19 protein-coding genes and 1 other RNA gene are annotated in these 22423 nt (G+C 71.3%); 7 read left to right on the forward strand and 13 right to left on the reverse strand.

Going from position 1 to position 22423, the window contains the following annotated elements; all coding sequences use genetic code 11:
• Window positions 1–43: 43 nt before the first annotated feature.
• The gene (locus ACSQ2D_RS14025) at window positions 44–889 is read right to left on the reverse strand and encodes an RDD family protein (protein WP_435986549.1); all 846 of its coding nucleotides are present in this window, start codon (window positions 887–889) and stop codon (window positions 44–46) included.
• Between the two features lie 133 nt (window positions 890–1022).
• The gene (hppD, locus tag ACSQ2D_RS14030) at window positions 1023–2255 is read right to left on the reverse strand and encodes a 4-hydroxyphenylpyruvate dioxygenase (RefSeq protein WP_435986550.1); all 1233 of its coding nucleotides are present in this window, start codon (window positions 2253–2255) and stop codon (window positions 1023–1025) included.
• A 107-nt stretch (window positions 2256–2362) separates the two neighbouring features.
• Here hppD and ACSQ2D_RS14035 point away from each other — a divergent pair, with 107 nt between their 5' ends.
• Both ACSQ2D_RS14035 and ACSQ2D_RS14040 read left to right on the forward strand, forming a co-directional pair.
• On the forward strand, window positions 2363–2872 hold the full coding sequence (locus ACSQ2D_RS14035) for an Lrp/AsnC family transcriptional regulator (RefSeq protein WP_435986551.1): 510 nt from the start codon (window positions 2363–2365) through the stop codon (window positions 2870–2872).
• A 64-nt stretch (window positions 2873–2936) separates the two neighbouring features.
• Window positions 2937–4247: an alpha-amylase family glycosyl hydrolase gene (locus ACSQ2D_RS14040; protein WP_435986552.1), complete on the forward strand. Its 1311-nt coding sequence runs from the start codon at window positions 2937–2939 to the stop codon at window positions 4245–4247.
• A gap of 293 nt (window positions 4248–4540) precedes the next feature.
• Here the strand turns inward: ACSQ2D_RS14040 and ACSQ2D_RS14045 are convergent, their stop codons facing one another.
• From ACSQ2D_RS14045 to ACSQ2D_RS14085, 9 genes are all read right to left on the reverse strand, one after another.
• Window positions 4541–5296 (reverse strand): class I SAM-dependent methyltransferase, encoded by a 756-nt coding sequence (locus tag ACSQ2D_RS14045; protein WP_435986553.1) that lies wholly within the window; start codon window positions 5294–5296, stop codon window positions 4541–4543.
• Between the two features lie 92 nt (window positions 5297–5388).
• Window positions 5389–7239, reverse strand: coding sequence for a bifunctional metallophosphatase/5'-nucleotidase (locus tag ACSQ2D_RS14050; protein WP_435986554.1), 1851 nt, complete (start codon window positions 7237–7239; stop codon window positions 5389–5391).
• A gap of 136 nt (window positions 7240–7375) precedes the next feature.
• Window positions 7376–9136 (reverse strand): DEAD/DEAH box helicase, encoded by a 1761-nt coding sequence (locus tag ACSQ2D_RS14055; RefSeq protein WP_435986555.1) that lies wholly within the window; start codon window positions 9134–9136, stop codon window positions 7376–7378.
• Window positions 9137–9259: 123 nt separating this feature from the next.
• Entirely contained in the window at window positions 9260–10228 is a 969-nt protein-coding gene (locus ACSQ2D_RS14060) for a zinc metalloprotease (protein WP_435986556.1), read from the reverse strand.
• 158 nt (window positions 10229–10386) lie between these two features.
• Window positions 10387–10713, reverse strand: coding sequence for a DUF3039 domain-containing protein (locus tag ACSQ2D_RS14065; RefSeq protein ID WP_056775799.1), 327 nt, complete (start codon window positions 10711–10713; stop codon window positions 10387–10389).
• Window positions 10710–11561: a glutamate racemase gene (locus ACSQ2D_RS14070; protein WP_435986557.1), complete on the reverse strand. Its 852-nt coding sequence runs from the start codon at window positions 11559–11561 to the stop codon at window positions 10710–10712. Before ACSQ2D_RS14070 ends, ACSQ2D_RS14065 begins: the two co-directional genes overlap by 4 nt.
• Before the next feature lies 1 nt (window position 11562).
• Complete coding sequence (locus ACSQ2D_RS14075; RefSeq protein ID WP_435986558.1) at window positions 11563–12123, reverse strand: YqgE/AlgH family protein; 561 nt, start codon at window positions 12121–12123, stop codon at window positions 11563–11565.
• Between the two features lie 28 nt (window positions 12124–12151).
• The gene (locus tag ACSQ2D_RS14080; protein WP_435986559.1) at window positions 12152–14452 is read right to left on the reverse strand and encodes a DEAD/DEAH box helicase; all 2301 of its coding nucleotides are present in this window, start codon (window positions 14450–14452) and stop codon (window positions 12152–12154) included.
• A 291-nt stretch (window positions 14453–14743) separates the two neighbouring features.
• Window positions 14744–15112: a VanZ family protein gene (locus ACSQ2D_RS14085; protein ID WP_435986560.1), complete on the reverse strand. Its 369-nt coding sequence runs from the start codon at window positions 15110–15112 to the stop codon at window positions 14744–14746.
• Between the two features lie 72 nt (window positions 15113–15184).
• Between ACSQ2D_RS14085 and ACSQ2D_RS14090 the strand changes: the two genes are divergently transcribed.
• From ACSQ2D_RS14090 to ACSQ2D_RS14100, 3 genes are read left to right on the forward strand one after another with little or no spacing between them, the layout of a single operon-like run.
• Window positions 15185–15805, forward strand: a complete 621-nt coding sequence (locus tag ACSQ2D_RS14090; RefSeq protein WP_435986561.1) for an SIMPL domain-containing protein — start codon at window positions 15185–15187, stop codon at window positions 15803–15805.
• A gap of 39 nt (window positions 15806–15844) precedes the next feature.
• Window positions 15845–16249, forward strand: a complete 405-nt coding sequence (trxA, locus tag ACSQ2D_RS14095; protein ID WP_435986562.1) for a thioredoxin — start codon at window positions 15845–15847, stop codon at window positions 16247–16249.
• A 4-nt stretch (window positions 16250–16253) separates the two neighbouring features.
• On the forward strand, window positions 16254–16706 hold the full coding sequence (locus tag ACSQ2D_RS14100; protein WP_435986563.1) for a YccF domain-containing protein: 453 nt from the start codon (window positions 16254–16256) through the stop codon (window positions 16704–16706).
• A gap of 109 nt (window positions 16707–16815) precedes the next feature.
• Here the strand turns inward: ACSQ2D_RS14100 and ssrA are convergent.
• Window positions 16816–17182, reverse strand: a transfer-messenger RNA (tmRNA) gene (gene ssrA / locus ACSQ2D_RS14105).
• A 212-nt stretch (window positions 17183–17394) separates the two neighbouring features.
• On the opposite strand from ssrA, the gene ACSQ2D_RS14110 reads away from it, so the two are divergent.
• A complete protein-coding gene (locus tag ACSQ2D_RS14110) occupies window positions 17395–20769 on the forward strand; it encodes a pyruvate carboxylase (protein WP_435986564.1) in 3375 nt (1124 codons plus the stop codon).
• A 156-nt stretch (window positions 20770–20925) separates the two neighbouring features.
• On the forward strand, window positions 20926–21540 hold the full coding sequence (locus tag ACSQ2D_RS14115; RefSeq protein ID WP_435986565.1) for a hypothetical protein: 615 nt from the start codon (window positions 20926–20928) through the stop codon (window positions 21538–21540).
• Here the strand turns inward: ACSQ2D_RS14115 and ACSQ2D_RS14120 are convergent.
• Window positions 21533–22399 (reverse strand): winged helix-turn-helix transcriptional regulator, encoded by an 867-nt coding sequence (locus tag ACSQ2D_RS14120; RefSeq protein WP_435986566.1) that lies wholly within the window; start codon window positions 22397–22399, stop codon window positions 21533–21535. The two genes, ACSQ2D_RS14115 and ACSQ2D_RS14120, sit on opposite strands and share 8 nt — an antisense overlap.
• Between the last annotated feature and the right edge of the window lie 24 nt (window positions 22400–22423).

Consider the following 22423-nt stretch of genomic DNA (forward strand, 5'->3'; position numbering starts at 1 on the left):
GGCCGACCCACCCGGACTGCGGCGCGGAGCCCCGTCAGACCGGTCAGCCCTGCTTGCGCGGCTGCTTGCCCTCGACGACCTGGGTGCTCGCGACCTTGTCGTGCAGGGCCTGGCGCTTGTCGTCCCAGAGCGGCCACAGGCCGTCGAGCAGCGACAGGAAGGGGACGAACTGGCCGGCCAGCGGGACGAGCCGACGCATGACCGCGGTCCCGAGCGGCAGGGGTCCGGGCTCGGCGGCCCGGCGCACGCTGATGCCGAGCGCCATCTTGCCCGGGGTCTGCGCGATCGTCGTCCAGAAGACGAGGCAGTAGGCCGTCGCCACGAGCCACAGGAAGAGCGAGAACTGCACGGCGGGTCCCGTCAGCTCGTTCTGGATCTCGACGAGGCGGGTCTGGTCGCCGGCCTGTGCCGCGGTGACCATCTGGGAGAAGAGCTCGGACAGTCGCGGCGTCGCGGCCCACGAGATGATCCCGCCGACGACGGCGAGGATGAGGCCGTCGATCACCCAGGCAGCGAAACGCTTGCCCCACGAGGCGAGCGGCACGCCGTCTGCGGTGGTCTTGATGTCGTGCATCCACTGGGTGTTGGCCGGCGCCTGCTGGTAGTAGCCCTGCGGCGCCTGCTGCTGCGGCACCTGGGACTGCGTCTGCCACCCGCTGCCGTGCGGCATCGGTGTCGTCGGCGTCGGCGCCCCGGTGCGGTCGGACGGCATCTGCCCCTGCTGGCCCGCCTGGCCCTGCGGGCTCTGCTGCGGCAGGCCGATGGTGCTCTGCGCGATGGTCGGCGACTTCTTCGGGGCGGTGTGGTTGGTCCACGACACGCCGTCCCAGTAACGGAGCATGTCGGTGTTGCTGGGGTCGTCGTACCACCCGGAGGGCTGCTGGCTCATGCCCCAACTGTGCCACGGCATCGGCGTTCCCAGACCGGCGGCGCCCCGACTGGTCCCGGGCGCGCCTCGGCCCCGGCCGGTTCCCGCCCGAAGGCAGGGACCGGACCGGGGCCGAGGGCCACGTCGGAGCGGGTCAGAGGTTGCCGCGCTTGTCCTGCTCGCGCTCGATGGCCTCGAAGAGCGCCTTGAAGTTGCCCTTGCCGAAACCGAGCGAACCGTGCCGCTCGATGAGCTCGAAGAAGACCGTCGGGCGGTCGCCGAGCGGCTTGGTGAAGATCTGGAGCAGGTAGCCGTCCTCGTCGCGGTCGACGAGGATCTTGCGCTTCTGCAGCTCCTCGATCGGGACCCGGACGTTGCCGATGCGCTCGCGCAGCTCGGCGTCCTCGTAGTAGCTGTCGGGGGTGTCGAGGAACTCGACGCCGTTGGCGCGCAGGGCGTCGACGGAGGCGAGGATGTCGTTCGTCGCGACCGCGAGGTGCTGGGCGCCGGCGCCCCGGTAGAACTCGAGGTACTCGTCGATCTGGCTCTTCTTCTTGGCGATCGCCGGCTCGTTGAGCGGGAACTTGACGCGGTGGTTGCCGTTGGCGACGACCTTGCTCATGAGGGCCGAGTAGTCGGTGGCGATGTCGTCGCCGATGAACTCGGCCATGTTCACGAAGCCCATGACGCGGTTGTAGAAGGAGACCCACTCGTCCATGTGACCGAGCTCGACGTTGCCGACGATGTGGTCGAGGGCCTGGAAGAGGCGCTTCGGCTGGCCGTCGCGCTTGACGTGCGTCGACGCGGTCGTGACGTAGCCGGGGAGGTACGGGCCGGCATACGTCTGGCCGTTCACCTGACGCTGGACGAGGGTGTGGCGCGTCTCGCCGTAGGTCGCGATGGCGGCGGTGCGGACCGTGCCGTGCTCGTCGGTGTGGTCCGTGGGCTGCTCGAGGACCGTGGCGCCGGCCTTGACGGCCTGCGCGACGCACCTGTCGACGTCGGGCACCTCGAGGGCGATGTCGACGACGCCGTCGCCGTGGCGGCGGTGGTGGTCGGCGAGCGGGCTGTCGGGGTCGACCGCGCCCTTGATGACGAAACGGATCGAGCCGCTCTTGAGGACGAACGCCTTGTGGTCGCGGTTGCCGTTCTCGGGACCCGAGTAGGCGACGAGCTCCATGCCCCAGGCGCTCTGGTAGTAGTGCGCGCTCTGCGTCGCGTTGCCGGCGACGAAGACGATCGCGTCCCATCCGGTGACGGGGAAGACGTCGGTGTTCTCGTCGTACTCGACGAGACCGACGAGCTGCTTGAGCTGGTCGAGGTCGAGGTCGGCCTCGCGCTCCTGGTCGGTGAGGTCGGTGGCCGGAGACGGCATCGTGTCGGTCATGGAGCGAGAGTGACCGAGAGCGTCGAGGTGTGCAACAGCAGCCGTGGCGGCTGAACACAGTGCACAAAGTGTTGCCCATATGCCGGTTCGTGCTGGACACTCTGTCCATGACGTCTCCGGCGACGCCCTCGGCGCGCGCACCTGTCGACGCGCTCGACTGCCGCATCCTGCTCCTCCTGCTCACCGAGCCGGGCATCGGCGTGCTCGGCGCCTCGCGCCGGCTGGGCGTGGCTCGCGGCACGGTGCAGGCCAGGCTCGACCGGCTCCAGCGGACCGGCGTGCTGCGCTCGATGGCCCCGGACGTCGACCCGGCCGCCATCGGCTACCCCGTGACGGCGTTCTGCACCCTCGAGATCCGTCAGGGTCGCGGCGGGCACTCCCCCGTCGTCGACCACCTCGCCGCGATCCCCGAGGTGCTCGAGGCGCACACGATCACCGGCTCCGGAGACGTGCTCATCCGGATCGTCGGGCGCGACAACGCCGACCTCCAGCGGGTCATCGACCGCGTCGTCGACGACGCGCACGTCACGCGGGCCTCGACCGTGATCTCGCTCGCCACCCGCCTCGACCACCGCACCATCCCGCTCGTCGAGCACCTGCTCGACGAGTCGTCCTGACGTGCGACCCTCGCACGAGCCCCACCGCACCGCCGATCCCACCGACCCGGACCAGGAGCCACCCGTGACCGCCAACCCCTACGCCCCCCGGCCCGACGTCGAGCTCACCCACCCGGAGTGGAGCCGCAGCGCGACGATCTACCAGATCAACCAGCGCCACTTCACGCCCGAGGGCACCTTCCGGGCCGCCGAGGCCCACCTGCCCCGCCTGCGCGACCTCGGCATCGACATCGTGTGGATCATGCCGGTGCACCCGATCGGCGAGCTGAACCGCAAGGGCGTGCTGGGCAGCCCGTACGCCGTCAAGGACTACCTCGGCGTCAACCCGGAGTTCGGCACGCTGGAGGACCTGCGCCACTTCGTCGACACGGCCCACGCCCTCGGCCTGCGCGTCATCCTCGACTGGGTCGCCAACCACACCGCGTGGGACAACCCCCTCGTCGAGGAGCACCCCGACTGGTACGCGCGTGACTGGAAGGGCGACCTGCGTCCCACGCCCTGGTGGGACTGGGACGACATCATCGACCTCGACTACGACAACCCCGAGCTGCGCCGCTACATGACCGAGGCGATGAAGTTCTGGGTCCGAGACGTCGATGTCGACGGGTTCCGTTGCGACGTGGCCGGCTTCGTGCCGGTCGACTTCTGGGACAACGTCCGCCGCGAGCTCGACGAGATCAAGCCGGTCTTCATGCTCGCCGAGTGGGAGTCGCGCGACCTGCACGTCCGCGCCTTCGACATGACGTACGGCTGGAGCTGGAACGAGACGCTGCACAAGATCGCGCACGGCAAGGCCGACGTCGAGGCGCTCAAGGTCTACTACGCGTGGAACGACCGCTTCTACCAGCGTGACGCCTACCGGATGCTCTTCGTCAGCAACCACGACAAGAACGCGTGGGAGGGCACCGAGTACGAGCAGTTCGGCGATGCACTCCTGCCCTCGATCGTGCTGTCCGTCGTCAGCGAGGGCATGCCGCTCGTCTACAACGGTCAGGAGGCGGGCAGCGACAAGCGGCTCGTCTTCTTCGACAAGGACGAGATCGACTGGCGCGAGGACGATCAGGGCGAGCTCTACCGGCAGCTCTTCGCCCTCAAGAAGGCGCACCCCGCGCTGTGGAACGGTGCCGCGGGCGGGCGCATGGTCCGCGTCCCGAACTCGGCCGAGGCGTCGGTGCTGAGCTTCGTGCGAGCCGTCGGCGACGACCGGGTCTTCGGGGCCTTCAACTTCAGCGACGAGGACCGGACCGTGACGCTCGGCGACGGCCCGCAGGTCGGAGCGTGGCGCGACGCCTTCACCGGCGAGACGCTCGAGCTCGAGCAGGGCCAGGAGTACTCCCTGCCCGCCTGGGGCTACCAGGTGCTCGTCGGCGCCTGACGCCTCGGAGCAGGGCCCCGAGCCGCTCCTCCACGGGCGGCCCGAGGCCCCGGACGGCACAGGGGTCGTGTCCCGTCGACTGGTAGACGATCGAGCGCGCAGATCATGACGTGATCCCGTCGAAACCGTTCACGCAGCGGCCCTCGATCCGAGAGAATGGAGCTGCGTACCCGTCGGTGCTCCCCTGTCCCGGCGGGTACGCCTCTGCCGTGCCGACGTCCCACCAACCGGTCGGCCGGGGCGGGGCGTCCTGCTGAACTCCCAAGCGGCGGGACGCCCCCGGGCAGGCCGGGTCAGCGGCGGCGGCGCGCCTCGATCAGGTGTCGCGTCGAGTGCGCCACGAACGGACGGCCGGCCCTGAGCTCGGCATCGAGGCGCTCCAGCGCGTCACGGTAGCCCTCCACCGAGAAGTCCGGCACCCACCAGACGCACTTGCGCAGGAGCCACACCACCGCGCCCACGTCGCGGATCTCCATCCGGCACCGCGCGGTCCGCAGGTCGACGACCTCGAGGCCCGCCGCGCGGGCCGCCCGCGCCTCGGCGTGCGGGTCGCGACCGAGCCGCTCCTGAGGGAGGGGCCCGAGGAAGTACTCGATGAGCTCGAACGCCGAGGCCGGGCCCACGTGCTGGGCCAGGTAGGTGCCGCCCTCGACGAGGACCCGGGCGATCTCGTCCCAGTCCGGTCGCACCGGGTGCCGGCTCGTCACGAGGTCGAAGCTCGCGTCCGGGAAGGGCAGCGAGTCGCCCTGCGCGACCGGCACCACCTCGACGCCTCGGTCCGCGAGCAGGGCGCGCGCCCGCTCGACGTTGGGAGCCCAGCCCTCGGTGACGACCATGCGGTCCGGCAGCACCGGTACCTCCGCGACGATCTCGCCACCGCCGGTGTCGAGGTCGAGGGCCGCCGCGGCCTCCGGCAGCCGAGCGGCGAGGAGCCGCGCGTAGCCCCACGGTGGCCGCTCCTCGGTGGCCCGGCCGTCCAGCCAGCCGAACCCCCAACCGGTCACGTCAGCGGCGACTGCCTCGCCGACCAGCTCGTCGAAGGTACGCATCCGCCCATCCAAGCCGCGCGTCGCCCGGGCCTCCACCGGATATCGACCGACGTGCCGCGGCCCGGCCGGGGACTCCGGCCGGGCCATCGACATCAGGGCGTGACGGTGATCGCGCTGCCGTTGCTGACGAGCCTCCAGTCGAGGCTCGAGAAGGCCGCCGGGTCGATGACCTTGTTGGCGGTCGCCCAGTCGATGAGCAGCTGGCGGATCTCGATCTGACGGTTGTAGACGACCGGGGCGGCCACGACGCCCGGGAAGTTGCCGCCGCCCGACTGGCGGTAGTTGTTGATCGCGACGACGAAGCGCGCGTCGAGCGCGACCGGGCTCCCCGCATACGCGAGGTTCACGATGCGCGAGCCGACCCCCTTGGCGAGGTCGATGTCGTAGGTCAGGTCGGCGTCGAGCCCGCCCATGACGTCGTAGTTGTAGTCGGGCGTCGCGTTGGCGTTGGTGATCGCGTCGGCGGCGACCGGGCCGGTCGTCGTGCACGGCTTGAAGTACTCCGCGCTCTTCTCGAGGTAGGCCTTGACCTGGGCGCCGGTGAGGACGATGCCGAGGAGGGTGTTGTCGTAGATGTAGAGCCCGGCCACGTCGCGGATCGTCACGTCGCCGGCCGGGATCGCGGCGAGCTTGTTGAACGGCGCGGCGATCGACAGGACCGGCAGCGAGGCCTCCGGCGTGCCGGCGAGGGCCTTCTTCACCGCGTCGGCCTGGACGTAGTTGATGAAGTCGATCGCGGCGGTGTCCTCGTAGCGCGACGTCGCCGCCGACATCGCCTGCGTGCACGTCCCGATGACGCCGTTGACGTAGGTGAGCACCTTCTGGTGGGCCGCGGCCACGGCTCCGGTGACGGCGGGGTCCTCGGGCGCGACGTTGGAGTTGTAGAGCGTCGCCTCGGAGTGGACGACCTGCCACTGGCCGCGGACCTTCTGGACGTCGATCGACATCCGGGTCACGCGCATGCCCCAGTAGTAGGGCTCGGAGAGCAGGACCTGCTTGCCGGTCGCGGCGTTCGTGACGTAGCGCTGCGGGATCTCGAGGTGCGCGTGGCCGACGAGCACGGCGTCGATGCCGGGGACCTGCTCGGCGAGGAGCGCGCTCGCGTTCTCGACGTAGGGCAGCGCGTCGCCCCACGACGACTTGCCGTTGTCGCCGGAGTGGCACGCGACGATGACGACGTCGGCGCCGGCGGCCTTGAGGCGGGGCACCATGACCTTCGCCTGCTCGATGATGCCGGGGAACTTCACCTTGCCCTCGACGTTGGCCTTGTCCCAGATCGCGACGCCGGGGGTCACGAGACCGAGGATGCCGACCTTGATCGCCTTGGTGTCGGGCAGCTTGACCGTCTTGATGACCCACGGCTTGAAGACGGGGGCGCCGGTGTTCCAGTCGACGGAGTTGGCCGAGAGCAGGGGGAAGTCGAGCTGCTTCTCGAACGCCCGCAGCGTGTCGAGGCCGTAGTTGTACTCGTGGTTGCCGAGGGCGGCGGCGTCGTAGCCGACCTGGTTCATCGCCGCGGCCATCGGGTGCGTCGAGCCGCCGGTGACGGGGTCGATCTTGGCGTAGTAGTAGGCCAGCGGCGTGCCCTGGATCGTGTCGCCGGCGTCGATCGTCAGGGTGCGCTCGCCACCGACCTCGGCCCGGATCGCCTTGATGATCGAGGAGGCCTTGGCCACGCCGATGTCGTTGGCCTTGGAGTCGGTGTACTCGGCGTTCTTGAAGTAGTCCCAGTTGTAGACGTTGCCGTGCAGGTCGGTCGTGCCGAGCACGGTCAGACGGACGACCTCGCCGTTGGTGCCGGGGCCGGCCGCAGCGGCAGCGGCGTCGGCGGGCGCGGCCGAGCGCACGCCCGCGAGGCCCGCGCCACCGACGGCGGCGAGGGCCAGCAGCTGGCGACGGGTGGTGGAGGATCCGAGGAGGTCAGGGGTGGGGTCGGTGCTCATGTCGTCCTTCGCTGTCAGGTGCTCGATCGGAGCAGTCCCGGTTCACGGTGCGCGGCTCGCCCCCGAGGCGCAGGGCACGACCATAGCCGGACACGTCCGCCGACAGGCCGACAGCACCGGTCGGTTTCGTGAACCCTCAGCGTCGACCGACGAGCCAGAGCCGGATCTTGTCGATCCGCTCGGTGACCTGCTCGGACGAGGCGGCCGCCAGGTCGGGTCCGCCGCAGACGCGCCGGAGGTCCATGTGGACGTTGGCGTGCGGCAGGCCCTTCTGGCGGGCGTACGTCGAGACGAGCTTGTTGAGCTCCTTGCGCTGCGCGGCAAGGGCGCGGTGCGCGGCGACGGGCACGGGGGCGGAGGCGCCCTGGGGCGCCTTCCTGACCTGCCGGCTCTGCCGCTCGCGGAGCAGGGCCGACACCTGGTCGGGCTCGAGGAGGCCGGGCAGACCGAGGTACTCCTCCTCGTCCTCCGACCCGATCTGGGCGTGCATGCCCCACTGCTGCTTGTCGAAGAGCACGTGGTCGAAGTGGGCGTCCGACTCGAGCGCCTCGAAGGCGCCCTCGTCGAGGGCGCCGCTCGCCTTGTCGGCGCGGTTGGCCTCGTCGAGCAGGCTCTGCTCCTCGGCCCACATCTGGCCGATGTCGTCGGGGTTCGGCTTGCGGTCGAGCGCGTGGTCGCGCTGCTCCTCGAGCCGCGCCGCGTGGTCGAGGACGACCGGCACCGACGGCAGGAAGACGGACGCGGTCTCGCCGCGCCTGCGGGCACGCACGAAGCGTCCGACGGCCTGGGCGAAGAAGAGCGGCGTCGACGTCGACGTCGCGTAGACCCCGACCGCGAGGCGGGGCACGTCGACGCCCTCGGACACCATGCGGACCGCGACCATCCAGCGCTCGTCGCTCGCGCCGAAGTCCTCGATGCGCTTGCTCGCGCCGAGGTCGTCGGAGAGGACGACCGTGGGGGCCTCGCCGGTCAGCGAACGGAGGATGGCGGCATACGCCCTCGCCTGGGTCTGGTTGGAGGCGATGACGAGCCCGCCGGCGTCCTCGACGTGACGGCGGACCTCGGTGAGGCGCCGGTCGGCGGCGGCGAGGACCGCGGGGATCCACTCGCCCTTGGGGTCGAGGGCCGTGCGCCACGCGTGGGCCACGAAGTCCTTCGTCATCGGCTCGCCGAGGTGGGCCTCGAGCTCGTCGCCGGCCTTGGTGCGCCAGCGCATGCTGCCGCCGTAGGCCATGAAGAGGACCGGTCGCACGACGCCGTCGCGCAGCGCCTCGGCGTAGCCGTACGTGTAGTCGCTCGAGCTGACGAGCGTGCCCTCGGCGTCGAGCTCGTAGGTGACGAACGGGATCGGCGAGGTGTCCGAGCGGAACGGCGTCCCGGTCAGCGAGAGCCGGCGGGTCGCGGGCTCGAACGCCTCGCGGATGCCGTCGCCCCAGCTCTTCGCGTCACCACCGTGGTGCACCTCGTCGAGGATGACGAGCGTCGAGCGCGACGTCGTCAGCTCGCGGTGCAGCGACGGGCGCGACGCGACCTGGGCATAGGTCACGGCGACCCCGTGGTAGTCGTCACTGTGCCGGCCGATGCTGTTGCTGAACTTCGGGTCGAGGCTGATGCCGACGCGGGCGGCGGCGTCGGCCCACTGGGTCTTGAGGTGCTCGGTGGGGGCCACGACGGTGACGCGCGAGACGATGCCCGCGCTCAGCAGCTCGGTGGCCACGCGCAGGGCGTACGTCGTCTTGCCGGCGCCCGGCGTCGCGACGGCGAGGAAGTCGCGCGGCGCCTTGCCGAGATAGAGGTCGAGCGCCTCCTGCTGCCACGCGCGCAGCTTGCTGGCGGTACCCCACGCAGCCCGCTCTGGAAAGGCGGGTGGGAGGTGGAAGGCGGCCCCTGAACTCATAGAGAGGCCACCGTAACGAATCCCCGGGGACGACATGCCGAGGCCCCGCCTTGCGGGCGGGGCCTCGGACTGGATGGTATGCCGCTCAGTCGCTTTCGCGGCCGGGCGCAGGTGGGACGGGGCTCAGTTGCCGGCGCGGTAGGCGGTCCACTGGGCCTGCATGCGCGAGACCTGGCCGGTCGTGAAGGTGTTCATGCAGGAGTCGTAGGTGTAGTCCATGAAGTTCTTGATCGGGTCGAGGCCGGGGCTCGTGCACGTGTCGCGACCCGTCGGGCACTCGTAGGCGGGACTCGCCTCGGCGGGCGTGTCGGCGACGTAGTCGCCGTTGCCGTTACAGCCGCCCTGGAAGGTGTGGTAGAGCCCGACCCAGTGGCCGACCTCGTGGGTGGCCGTGTCGCCCTGGTTGTAGTTCGTCGCGCTGCCGCCCGGGAGGGACGCGGTGAGGACCACGACGCCGTCCATGGCGTCGTAGCTGCTCTTGGGGAAGGTCGCCCAGCCGAGCAGGCCCTGGCCGATGTTGGCCGAGTAGAGGTTGAGGTCGGCCATCGTGCCCTTGCGCAGCGCGGTCTTCATGTTGCGCTCGGCGCTCGAGCCCGGCGTCACGGTGTACCAGGACGAGTTGCTCGTCGAGTCGGACCCGGCGAGGCTGAAGCTGAGACCGGTGCCGGCGTAGGCGTTGTTGAGGACGTTGATCTGGCTGCTGATCGTGCTGCTGCTGACGGAGCCGGTCGTGCCGTTGGTGATCGTGTGCCAGTAGACCTTGACCGTCGTAGGCGCGAACGTGCCCCCGGTGCCGGGCTTGCCCTTCTGGCCCTCCTTGACGACCTTGCCCGACGAGTCGCGGGTCAGGCCCTTGGCCTCGAGGGCCTTGGTCAGGGCCGCCTCGTTGGCGCGCACCTGCGCGTCCGTGAGCTCGTGCGGGTCCTTGGCGGTGCCGTGGGTGCCGCGGGCTCCGACCGCGCCGACGGCCGCCGGGTCGAGGCACGCGGCGCTGCCGCGGCCGTCGAGCACGGGCGCGGCCTGCGCCGGCGCGCCGAGGGATACCGCGGCGAGTGCGAGCGGTGCCGCGAGCATCAGGGAGCGAAGCTTCATGGGGTGACCTTTCTCGTCCGACACGACACCCGATCGGGGGTCGATCCCAGCGACTGTAGGTACGCGACAGTCAGTGGCGGAGCCGGGGCGAGTAAAGAACCCTTAAGGAAAGCGCAGCCGGTCGGGTGCCGCGGTTCGGGCGAGGAGGGAGCCGCCGGTCAGGACTGGCCGCCGCCGCCCTGGTCGCCGTCGCCGCCGTCCTGCGGGTCGCGCAGGCCTTCGTAGATCTCCTTGCAGACCGGGCAGACCGGGAACTTCTGGGGGTCGCGGCCGGGCACCCAGATCTTGCCGCAGAGGGCCACGACGGGCTCGCCCGACAGTGCGCTCTCGAGGATCTTCTCCTTGCGCACGTAGTGCGAGAAGCGCTCGTGGTCGCCGGGCTCCTGGAGCTCCTCGCGGACCTCCTCGCGCTCGATCGTGGCCGTGCTCGTGCGCCGCAGGGGCTCGGGCTCGGGCTCGAAGGGGTCGGGAGGCATCGTGCTCATGACGAGAGTGTATGCCGCCCTGCCGCACCCCGACGGAGCCGCTCCCCCGCCGGGTAGGCCCCCCAGGACGCGGGCAGCGAGCCGGGTCGGCCGCTGAGCAGCACCGCCTCGACACCGGCCTCGGGGGCCGTGGGGTCGGGCTCGAGGCCGATGCGGCGGAGGGTCTGTCGGGCCACCGCGACGGGCGAGTCGAAGATCGTCACGCCCCGACCCAGGGCCGCGACGATGCGCTCGACGACGAGGCCGTAGTGCGTGCAGCCGAGCACGAGCGAGCGCACGCCCGCCGGGGTCTGCGACGCGGCATACGCGATGCACTCGTCGACGGCGTCCGGGTCACCGGACTCGATGGCCTCGGCGAGGCCGAGCGCCGCGACCGCGTAGGTCTCGACGTCGGCGGCGAAGGCGTCGACGAGTCCCCGGAGGTAGTCGCTCGACGTCGTGGCCGCCGTGGACCACACGGCGACCGGCCCACCCCCGGCGGCTGCCGGGCGGATCGCCGGCACGGTGCCGATGACGGGGACGGCCGGCTCGAGCTCGGCACGCAGGGCCCCGAGGCCGTGCACCGAGGCCGTGTTGCACGCGACGACGATCGCGGCGGGCTCGTGGGGCAGCGTGGCGCGCGCCGAGGCGAGGATGAGGCGCTGGACCTCCTCCGGCGACCGCGGGCCGTAGGGCATGTTGTCCGGGTCGAGCGACAGCACGAGGCCGAGGTCGGGTCGCAGCGCGTGGAGCGCGTCGGCATACCCGAGGAGCCCGAGCCCGCTGTCGACGAAGGCAACTCGCCTGGTCGACGTCGGCATCTCGGGATGCTCCTCGGTGTCGGGCCGCACGGGCTCCGTGACGCCCACGTCAGTTCATCGACGGGTCGTCGGGGAAGTTCGCGACGTACGCGAGGCTGTCGCGCTGGCGTCGGAGCACCTCGCGCCACAGCCCGTCGGGGCGCGGGGTGAAGGCGTCGCGCACCTCCGCGTCGACGACGTACCAGTCGCCCCGCAGCACCTCGTTCTCGAGCTGGCCCAACTCCCACCCGGAGTAGCCGGCGAAGATCCGCAGACCCGCCAGCTCGGCCGCGACGACGGGGGTCGGCACGTCGAGGTCGACGAGACCGATCGAGCCGAAGAGTCGCTTGACCCCGAGCGGCTCGGGCTCGTCGCCCGGCACCGTGACGAGCCCCAGCGCCGACGACGTCGACACCGGCCCGCCCTGGAAGAGCACGTGCGGCGCTGTCACGACGCGCTGCCAGCCCGGCAGCACCGAGTCCACCTCGGCCGACAGGGGCTTGTTGAGCACGACGCCCTGGGCGCCGCCGTCGTCGTGGTGGAGCATGAGGATGACGGACCGGTGGAACACGTCACCCCCGACGGACGGCGTCGCCACGAGGAGGCGGCCGGTGTGGAACGTCGAGCTCACGGGCCCAGCCTTCCACACCGGCGACTGCTCAGAAGCGCGCGCCCCGCTGACCACGGCGGTCGTCGTCGCCCCAGCGGGACACGAGACCGTCACCGCGGTCGTTGCGGCGGCCCCGACGGTCGTCGGAACGACCGCCACCGTGCTGCGGACGCGAGCCGCCGCGCTGGCCCTGGCGCGGACCGCGCGGACCGGCAGGTCCTCGATGGTGCTGCTTCGGACCGGCGATGAGGCGCTGGAAGTCGTCCTCGGCGATCGCGACACCACTGGGGGTCGTGGCACCGGTCGCCGCGATGATCGCGTCGCCGGGCGTGGCCCGGACGGGCGAGATCTCGAGTCCGGCGTCCTTGAGCTGGCGCTCCATCGTGCGGCGCTGGTGCGGCAGGGCGAGGGTCACGACGGTGCCCTTGTCGCCGGCGCGGGCCGTACGGCCGGAGCGGTGCAGGTAGTCCTTGTGGTCGGCCGGCGGGTCGACCTGCAGGACGACCGAGACGTCGTCGACGTGGATGCCGCGGGCGGCGACGTCGGTGGCGACGAGCACCGGGAGGGTGCCGTCACGGAACGCACCGAGGACGCGGTTGCGCTGGCCCTGGTTGAGCCCACCGTGCAGCGCCGCCGCCATGACGCCCTGCTCGCGCAGCTGGAGCGCGATGCGGTCGGCGCCGAGCTTGGTGCGGCAGAACACGACGGTGCGGCCCTCGCGGTTGGCGACCTCGGCCGTGATGACCTTCTTGTGCTGCGGGTCGATGAGCAGGACGTGGTGGTCCATGCCCTCGACCGATGCGGTCGCGTCGTTCGTCGAGTGCGTCACCGGGTCGGTGAGGTACTTCTCGACGAGCGCGTCGATGCCGCGGTCGAGCGTCGCCGAGAAGAGCAGGCGCTGGCCGTCGGACGGGATCTTGTCGAGGCTCGTCGTGATCTCGGCCATGAAGCCCATCTCGGCCATGTGGTCGGCCTCGTCGAGCACGGTGATGGCGATGTCGTCCATCTCGACCGCGCCGCGCTCGAGCAGGTCGTTGAGGCGGCCCGGCGTCGCGATGAGGATGTCGACGCCCTTGTTGAGCGCGTTGATCTGCGTCGTGTAGCTGAGGCCACCGGCGACGAGCTTGTGGCGCAGGCCGGCGACGTGCACGAGCGGCTCGAGCGCGTCGGAGATCTGCATGGCGAGCTCGCGGGTCGGCGTGAGGATGAGGGCGTGGGGCTTGCGCGGGCGACGCTTGAGGTCGGCCTCGAGCAGCCGCGCGATGAGCGGCAGGCCGAAGGCGAGCGTCTTGCCCGAGCCCGTCTGGCCGCGGCCGAGGACGTCCTTGCCGGCCAGGGCGTCGGGGATCGTCGCGGTCTGGATGGGGAAGGGCGAGGTGATGCCCTCGCGGGCGAGACGCTCGACGATCCGCTCGGGCAGGCCGAGGGCGGCGAAGCCGTTGTCGGCGGCGACGTCGACGGGTCCGTCGGACACGTCGGCGCGGGTCGACTTGGTCCAGCTGTCGGCGTCCATGCGCTCGGCCTCGGCGTCGTCGAAGCTCACGGGGGCACGGTCGGAGAAGCGGTCGGCGCCGCGGTCGGTGCGGCGGTCGAACGACGGACGGTCGTCACGACGCTGGAAGCCACGGTCACCACGGTCGTCACGGCGCTGGTATCCACCACGGTCGCCACCGCGGTCGTCACGGCGGTCGAAGCTCGGGCGGTCCTCACGACGCTGGAAGCCACGGTCACCGCGGTCGTCACGGCGCTGGAAACCACCACGGTCACCGCCGCGGTCGTCACGGCGGTCGAAGCTCGGGCGGTCCTCACGACGCTGGAAGCCACGGTCACCACGGTCGTCACGGCGCTGGTAGCCACCACGGTCGCCACCACGGTCGTCACGGCGGTCGAACGACGGACGGTCGTCACGACGCTGGTAGCCACCACGGTCGCCACCACGGTCGTCGCGACGGTCGAACGACGGACGGTCGTCACGACGCTGGTAGCCACCACGGTCGCCACCACGGTCGTCGCGACGGTCGAACGACGGACGGTCGTCACGACGCTGGTAGCCACCACGGTCGCCACCGCGGTCGTCGCGACGGTCGAACGACGGACGGTCGTCACGACGCTGGTAGCCAACACGGTCGTCACGACGGTCGGAGGAGCGGTGCTCGTCACGCGGGGCGCGCCACTCGCGGCCGCCGACGTGCGAGGAGCCCGACGATGCCGGGCGGGAGGTCTTGGGACCGGAGAAGGAACCGGACTTCGGTCCGCCCTGTCCGCGGTGCGGCTTCTTGGTCGCGGCGGACTTCTTCTCGGTGGACCAGCGGGCCTTCTTGGGCGCGCCGGAGGAGGTGTGCTTGGGCATTGCGTATTCAACTCTCTTGACTCGATGCAGACTTCGCCTCGAGCCGTGAGTCACACCACGACCATGCAGACGAGCCTCAGGCGCAGGAATCTCTGCGCCCCATGTGTACCGGTCCCCGGCATCTGTGCCGTCCGGTGTTCGGATCCGCTCCGCGTCGGTGCCGGGCCGCGCCGTCTGCGCGATCTTCCGGTAGGGGTGTCACCCCGTCGGACGAGCCTGCCCGCCGGGCATCCCCGGCGCCATCTCTTCCGTCGTGATCCGAGGAGACCTCGGAGTCGGATGCCGGCAAGTCTACCAGCGACGCAGCCTGGCCCCGACCACGAGCGCGACCGCCCCGAGGGCCACGCCGACGAGGTCGAGGACGGCGTCCCACACGTCGCCGGAGCGGCCGGGGAGCAGGAAGTGCTGCACGAGCTCGCTCACCGGGGCGTGGATCGCGAAGACGACGACGGCGGTCCGCACGGACCCCAGGGCCCGCCCGACGGCATACGTCGGCACGGCGAAGACGAGGAGGTGGACGACCTTGTCGGTCCAGCTCACCGGGCCCTCGACCGTGACGACGGGCCAGTAGAGGACGAGCAGCTGCGCCACGACGGCCGCGACCGCCAGCCCCACGACGAGGCGCGAGGCGGGGGCGGAGCGTCGCGGAAGGCTCGTCATGGCACCGCAGTCTAGGTAGGTTGCGACGAGGGCCCCGACCCCCTCGGCGAGGGCCGCGACGAGAGGAACCCCATGGGCAAGCGCACGGTCACCGTCAACGGCGTCGGCAGGGCGGCCGTCTCCCCCGACGTCGTGCGGCTCGACCTCCGCGTCGGGCACGACGCCGACGACGTCGCGGCGGCGCTCGCCGGCGCGGCCGAGGGCATCACGAAGGTCGGGGCGGTCGTGCGCGACCACGACGTCGCCGACGCCGACATCCGCACGCTCGACGCCGGCGTCAACCAGCGCTGGGACAACACCGGTGTGGCCGTCGGCTTCACGGCCCAGCAGCGGCTCGCCGTCACGGTGCGCCGGCTCGAGTCGGTCGGCGAGATCCTCGAGGCCGCCGCGTCCGCGGTGGGCAACGCCCTGCTCGTCGACCAGGTGCGGCTCGACGTGTCCGACCGCAGCGACGGGCTGCGACGCGCCCGGGACGCCGCCTTCGCCGACGCCAAGGACAAGGCGCAGCAGTATGCCGTCCTCTCCGGCGCCGAGCTCGGCGCGGTCCTCGGGGTGGCCGAGGCGGGCGCCGTCCCGGTCCAGCGCCGCGAGATGAAGCTCATGGCGGCGTCGATGGACGCCGGTGGCATGCCGGTCGAGGGCGGTGACCTCGACCTCGGGGCCTCCGTCACCGTCACCTGGGAACTGCGCTGACGGCGGAATACCACTCACACACCGATCGTTGGGAGAGACATGGCTACCACTGACCTGACCGCGCAGTCCTTCGAGAAGACCGTTCTCGACAACGACATCGTCCTGGTCGACTTCTGGGCGTCCTGGTGCGGCCCGTGTCGACAGTTCGCCCCGGTCTACGACGCCGCCTCGCAGAGCGGCGACAACGAGGGCATCGTCTTCGGCAAGGTCGACACCGAGGCCGAGCAGTCCCTCGCGTCGGCGGCGAACATCACCTCGATCCCGACCCTCATGGCCTTCAAGGAGGGCGTGCTCGTCTTCGCCCAGCCCGGTGCGCTGCCGCAGTCCGCGCTCCAGGACGTCATCGAGCAGGTCAAGAACCTCGACATGGCCCCGATCAAGGAGCAGATGGCGGCCGAGGCCGCCGCGGGCTCCGCCCCCTCCGACTCGACCGGGCAGGCCTGAGTCCTTGCGGCTGGTCCTCAACGTCGTCTGGGTCGTCTTCGGCGGCTTCTGGCTCTGGCTGCTCTACCTGCTGGCCGGGGTCGTCGCCTGCGTGACGATCGTCGGGATCCCGTTGGGGCTGGCCGCCTTCCGCATCGGGTGGTTCGCGCTGTGGCCGTTCGGGCGCACGGTCGTCGACCACCCGGCCGCCGGCGTCGCCTCGACCCTCGGCAACGTGCTGTGGGTCGTCTTCTTCGGCTGGTGGCTCGCACTCGGGCACGTCACGACGGCCATCGCGCAGGCCGTGACGATCGTCGGCATCCCGCTGGCCCTCGGCAACCTCAAGCTCATCCCGGTCTCGCTCTTCCCGCTCGGGAAGCGGATCGTCCCCGTCGACGGCGGGTCCTGGTCCGCGTTCGGACCGGACCTCGTCGGACCGGGCCGCACGGGCGGCAGCGAGGACCTGCGCCTGCGCTGAGCCGGCCGGCCCGCGCGACCGGCGTGACGGCATACGACAGGAGGGCGTCCCGCGAACGGGACGCCCTCCTGCGCTTGTCGGCGACAGCGTGACGTGGCCACCACGTGAGTGGTGGAGGTGGCGGGAATTGAACCCGCGTCCGATGACGAGAAACCAGGGCTTCTCCGGGTGCAGTGCGCTATGGCTTTTCTCGGCCCCAGGGCTCGCACGCACGCGTCCCCTGACAGGCCCAGTTGAGTAAGAGTCCCGCGCAGCCCCCCAACATGACTGCGCAGCAAGTTTCCTAGCTGATGCCAGACACTGAGTCGGAAACTAGCTCAGGCTGACAGACTTCGAGGCTCGCTCAGGCGGCGAGGGCGAAGTCGGTGCGCTTGGAATTGGCACCTATTGTTTTGCAAGGAGCGTTTACGAGATAACCCTGCATCCTCGACCCGCTTCCCCTGATGTGTCGACCACCGTCGAAACCGATCACCCCCGTGAGGGGTGTCCACGTCACGCTGTTCACTTGTCAAGCTGCCCTGTGCTCCACCGGGGTGGAGTCCACAGTATGCAGGAGGAACGTCGGGACGGTCCAAGGCATTCCCGTCTCGAAGGGGAGCACCGCGCCCGGGGGTCAGGGGCCCGCCACTAGGCTGCCGACCGTGGTCGACGCGGACCACACCAGTCGCCCCCGCACCCTGGAGGTCCGATGTTCCGCAAGGTACTCGTCGCCAACCGTGGCGAGATCGCCGTCCGCGCCTTCCGGGCCGCGACCGAGCTCGGCGCCCGGACGGTCGCCGTCTTCCCCTACGAGGACCGCAAGAGCGAGCACCGGCTCAAGGCCGACGAGGCCTACCAGATCGGCGAGGAGGGCCACCCGGTCCGCGCCTACCTCGACCACGAGGCGATCGTCGCGAAGGCCGTCGAGGCGGGTGCCGACGCGATCTACCCCGGTTACGGCTTCCTCTCGGAGAACCCGCTTCTCGCCGAGGCGTGCGACGCGGCCGGCATCACCTTCATCGGGCCCCCGGCCTCGGTGCTGCACCTCACGGGCCACAAGGCCCGCGCCATCGCTGCCGCGCGTGACGCCGGCCTGCCGACGCTGCGCGGCTCCGAGCCCGGCACCGACCTCGACACCCTCGAGGCCGCGGCCGAGGACATCGGCTTCCCCGTCTTCGTCAAGGCGGTCAGCGGTGGTGGCGGCCGGGGCATGCGCCGCGTCGAGGCCCGCGAGGGTCTGCGCGACGCGCTCGAGGCCGCCCAGCGCGAGGCCGAGTCGGCGTTCGGGGACCCGACCCTCTACCTCGAGGAGGCGGTGGTCAACCCGCGCCACATCGAGGTCCAGGTGCTCGCCGACAGCACCGGCGAGGTCGTCCACCTCTACGAGCGCGACTGCTCGCTCCAGCGCCGCCACCAGAAGGTCGTCGAGATCGCGCCGGCGCCCAACCTCGACGCGGCGACGCGAGAGAGCATGTGCGCCGATGCCGTCGAGTTCGCGCGCTCCATCGGCTACGTCAACGCCGGCACCGTCGAGTTCCTCCTCGGTGAGGACGGCCGCTACGTCTTCATCGAGATGAACCCGCGCATCCAGGTGGAGCACACGGTGACCGAGGAGGTCACCGACATCGACCTCGTCGTTATGCAGATGCAGATCGCGTCGGGCGACACCTTCGCGTCGATGGGTCTGCGCCAGGACGACATCCGCACCAAGGGCTTCGCCCTGCAGTGCCGGATCACGACCGAGGACCCCGCCAACGGCTTCCGTCCCGACGCGGGGACCATCACGGTCTACCGCTCGGCCGGTGGCAGCGGTGTGCGCCTCGACGGCGGCACCGTCTTCGTCGGCGCCGAGATCAGCGCCCACTTCGACTCGATGCTCGTCAAGCTGACGTGCCGCGGGATGACGTTCCCGATCGCCGTGCGCCGGGCGCAGCGCGCGCTCGCGGAGTTCCGCATCCGCGGCGTCTCGACCAACATCCCGTTCCTCGAGGCGGTGCTCGGCGACCCGGTCTTCCAGGACGGCCTGGCCACGACGTCGTTCATCGACCAGCGTCCCGAGCTGCTCTCGGCGCGCGTCAGCGCCGACCGTGCGACGAAGCTGCTCAGCTACCTCGCCGACGTCACGGTCAACCAGCCCAACGGCCCGGTCACGACGCGGATCCGCCCCCGCACCAAGCTCCCCCCGCTCCCGGACGCCCCGCTGCCTCCCGGGGCCCGGGACCGTCTCGTCGCCGACGGGCCGGCCGCCTTCGCGCGTGCGCTCCGCGCGGCGAACGACGTCGCCGTCACCGACACGACCTTCCGCGACGCGCACCAGTCGCTCCTCGCCACGCGCATGCGCACCCGCGACCTGCTCCACGTCGCCACGCACGTCTCGCACCTGACACCGCAGCTGCTCTCGATGGAGGCCTGGGGCGGCGCCACCTACGACGTCGCGCTGCGTTTCCTCGCCGAGGACCCGTGGGAGCGCCTCGCCGCCCTGCGCGAGGCGATGCCCAACATCCCCCTCCAGATGCTGCTCCGCGGGCGCAACACCGTCGGCTACACGCCCTACCCGACGGCCGTGACCGACGCCTTCGTGCGCGAGGCCGCGTCGACGGGCCTCGACATCTTCCGCATCTTCGACTCGCTCAACGACGTGTCGCAGATGCGGCCGGCCGTCGAGGCCGTGCTCGCGACGGACACCGCGGTCGCCGAGGTCGCGCTCTGCTACACCGGCAACCTCATGTCGCCCGGCGAGAAGCTCTACACGCTCGACTACTACCTCCGCCTCGCCGAGCAGATCGTCGACACGGGGGCCCACGTGCTCGCCATCAAGGACATGGCCGGACTGCTCCGCGCCCCGGCCGCGGCCCGCCTCGTCCGGGCGCTGCGCGAGCGCTTCGACCTCCCGGTGCACCTGCACACCCACGACACGGCCGGAGGCCAGATCGGCACGCTGCTCGCCGCCATCGACGCCGGGGTCGATGCCGTCGACGCGGCCACGGCGACGATGGCGGGCACGACGAGCCAGCCCTCGCTCTCGGCCCTCGTCGCCGCGACCGACGACACCGACCGCCCGACGGGTCTCGACATCGAGAACGTCTTCGCCCTCGAGCCCTACTGGGAGGCGGTGCGTCACCTCTACCGGCCCTTCGAGTCGGGTCTCGACTCCCCCACCGGGCGCGTCTACTTCCACGAGATCCCCGGTGGCCAGCTGAGCAACCTCCGCCAGCAGGCGATCGCCCTCGGCCTCGGCGACCGCTTCGAGGCCATCGAGGACATGTATGCCGCCGCGAACCGCATCCTCGGCAACGTCGTCAAGGTGACGCCGAGCTCGAAGGTCGTCGGTGACCTCGCCCTCGCGCTCGTCGGCGCGGGCGCCGACCCGAAGGACTTCGAGGACGACCCGCAGCGCTTCGACATCCCCGACTCGGTCATCGGCTTCCTCAACGGAGAGCTCGGCGACCCGCCCGGTGGGTGGCCGGAGCCCTTCCGCACCAAGGCCCTCGCCGGTCGCCGCTCCAAGCCGCGGCTGACCGAGCTCACGCCGGACCAGGAGCGTGCCCTCGACGAGGCCCCCCGACGCACGCTCAACGAGCTGCTCTTCCCCGGACCGACGAAGGAGTTCGAGAGCTCCCGCGAGTCCTACGGCGACCTCTCCGTGCTCGGCACCGTCGAGTTCCTCCACGGCCTCGAGGCCGGCGAGGAGTACGAGGTGGAGATCGAGCCGGGCAAGCGGCTCATCCTCGGCGTCCAGTCCATCGGCGAGGCCGACTCCAAGGGCATGCGCACCGTCATGTGCACCCTCAACGGGCAGTTCCGCCCGATCCAGGTGCGCGACCGGTCCGTCGAAGCCGACGTCAAGTCCGCCGAGAAGGCGGACCCGGGGGCCACGGGCCAGGTCGCTGCACCCTTCGCCGGCGTCGTGACGCTCGCGGTGGCCGAGGGCGACGCGGTCGAGGCCGGCGGCGTCGTCGCGACGATCGAGGCCATGAAGATGGAGGCCAACATCACGAGCCCCACGGGTGGCACCGTCTCGAGGGTCGCCATCGGTGCGCACCAGCAGGTCGAGGGCGGAGACCTGCTCGTCGTCATCGGCTGACCGCGGGTTCGCCCACCGCAGGTTCGCCCACCGCAGCAACCCACGCACGGCGCGTATGCCGTCACCCCCGCCCGGCGGCATACGCCCGGTTCTCGTGTGCACCGGTGTCCGACGTCGCTACGCTCGTGGTCTCGGGGAGATCGAAGCAGGTGCGTCATGGGCGATCCCGAGGAGCTCCGCCCGGACCCCGAGCCATCGGGACGCGGAGGGCTCAGCGCGAGCGGATGGGCGGCCGTCACGGCGCTCGGAGCCGCCGCGATCACCGCTGCCGCGACGCTCGTCACCCACTTCCTGCCGCCTCCGGGGTCGCAGCAGGACGTCGTGGCCGGGTCGGAGGCCTCGGGTTCGTCGCGAGCCGGGTCCCTGGGCAGCGCCTCCTCCACAGCGCGACCCCTGACGCCCGTCCCCGCACCGGTGCCCGCGCCACGGTCCGAGCTGCTCGAGCGGCTGACCGGGACCTGGTCGGGTCCCGCCCGGTCGGGGGCGCTCGACTACACGCTGACGCTCGTCGTGACGAGCACGTGCGCCGAGAGACGGCCGTGCGGCACTATGACGACGAGCCTGCTCCCCTGCGTCGGCAGCATCACGCTCGTCAAGATCGACGACGGCCCGGCCTTCGACTTCGCGACCGGCTCGTTCAGCCCGGACAGCTCCTCGTCCTGCGAGCTGCGGACGGGCGGGGGTGACTACTTCGTGCTCGGGGACGACGTCCTCGCGTACCGCACCGGCTATGACAGCGGCACGCAGGGCATCCTGCACCGCGTCAGCTAGGCCTCACGTCGGGCTCGGCGACGGACGCGAGCTCGCGGACGAGCCGCAGGGCGTCCTCGACCGAGCCGGTGACGTCGGGGATCGGGAAGAGCGTCGCGCGCACGACGCGGTCGCGGTCGACGACGAGCGTCTGGCGCTTGAGCCGTGTCGTGCCACCGGCGCGGAAGGTCGGCAGGCGCAGCGCCGTCGTCAGCTCGAGGTCGGCGTCCGAGAGCAGGGGGAAGCGGATGCCGTTCGCGGCGGCGAACTCGGCCTGCTCCCCCGGGCGCTGGGTCGAGACCCCGACGACGGCGGCTCCAAGGCCGGCGAACTCGCCGAGCCGGTCCCGGTAGGTGCACGACTCGAGCGTGCACCCGACGCCGCCGGGGATATCGTCGGCCCCGGGGAACGCGTTGCCGGGGTAGCAGTAGACCACCGTGAACGGCTCGTCGGTCACGGGGTCGAGCGCGTGCAGGCGCGGGATCCTCTGTCCGATCAGGCTGCTCACCCGCATGACCTCGTTGGAGTCGGTGGCGGCACCGGCGTCGGGGCGCCCGTCGCCGAGCAGCCAGGTGTCGCCGAACTGCTGCAGGGCGCTGAGGACCGGGAGGGCGCCGCGGCCGAGGGCGGTGAGGACGTACTCGTGACGGGGCGGACGCTCGGAGTAGGCGCGGCGCTCGAGGACGCCGTCGGCGACGAGGGCGTCGAGGCGTTGGGTGAGGACCTTGCGGGAGATCCCCGTCTCGGCGACGAGCTGGTCGAAGCGGGTGCACCCGCCGGCGACGTCGCGCAGGACGAGCAGGCTCCATGGGTCTCCGAGGACACCGACGGCGTGGGCGATGCCGCACGGGTCGACGGCGCTCGCGTGTCGCCTCGTCATGTCGCCATCCTAACTTAGTTCCCA

The organism is Terrabacter sp. LjRoot27, assembly GCF_964254175.1.
GTDB lineage: Bacteria > Actinomycetota > Actinomycetes > Actinomycetales > Dermatophilaceae > Terrabacter.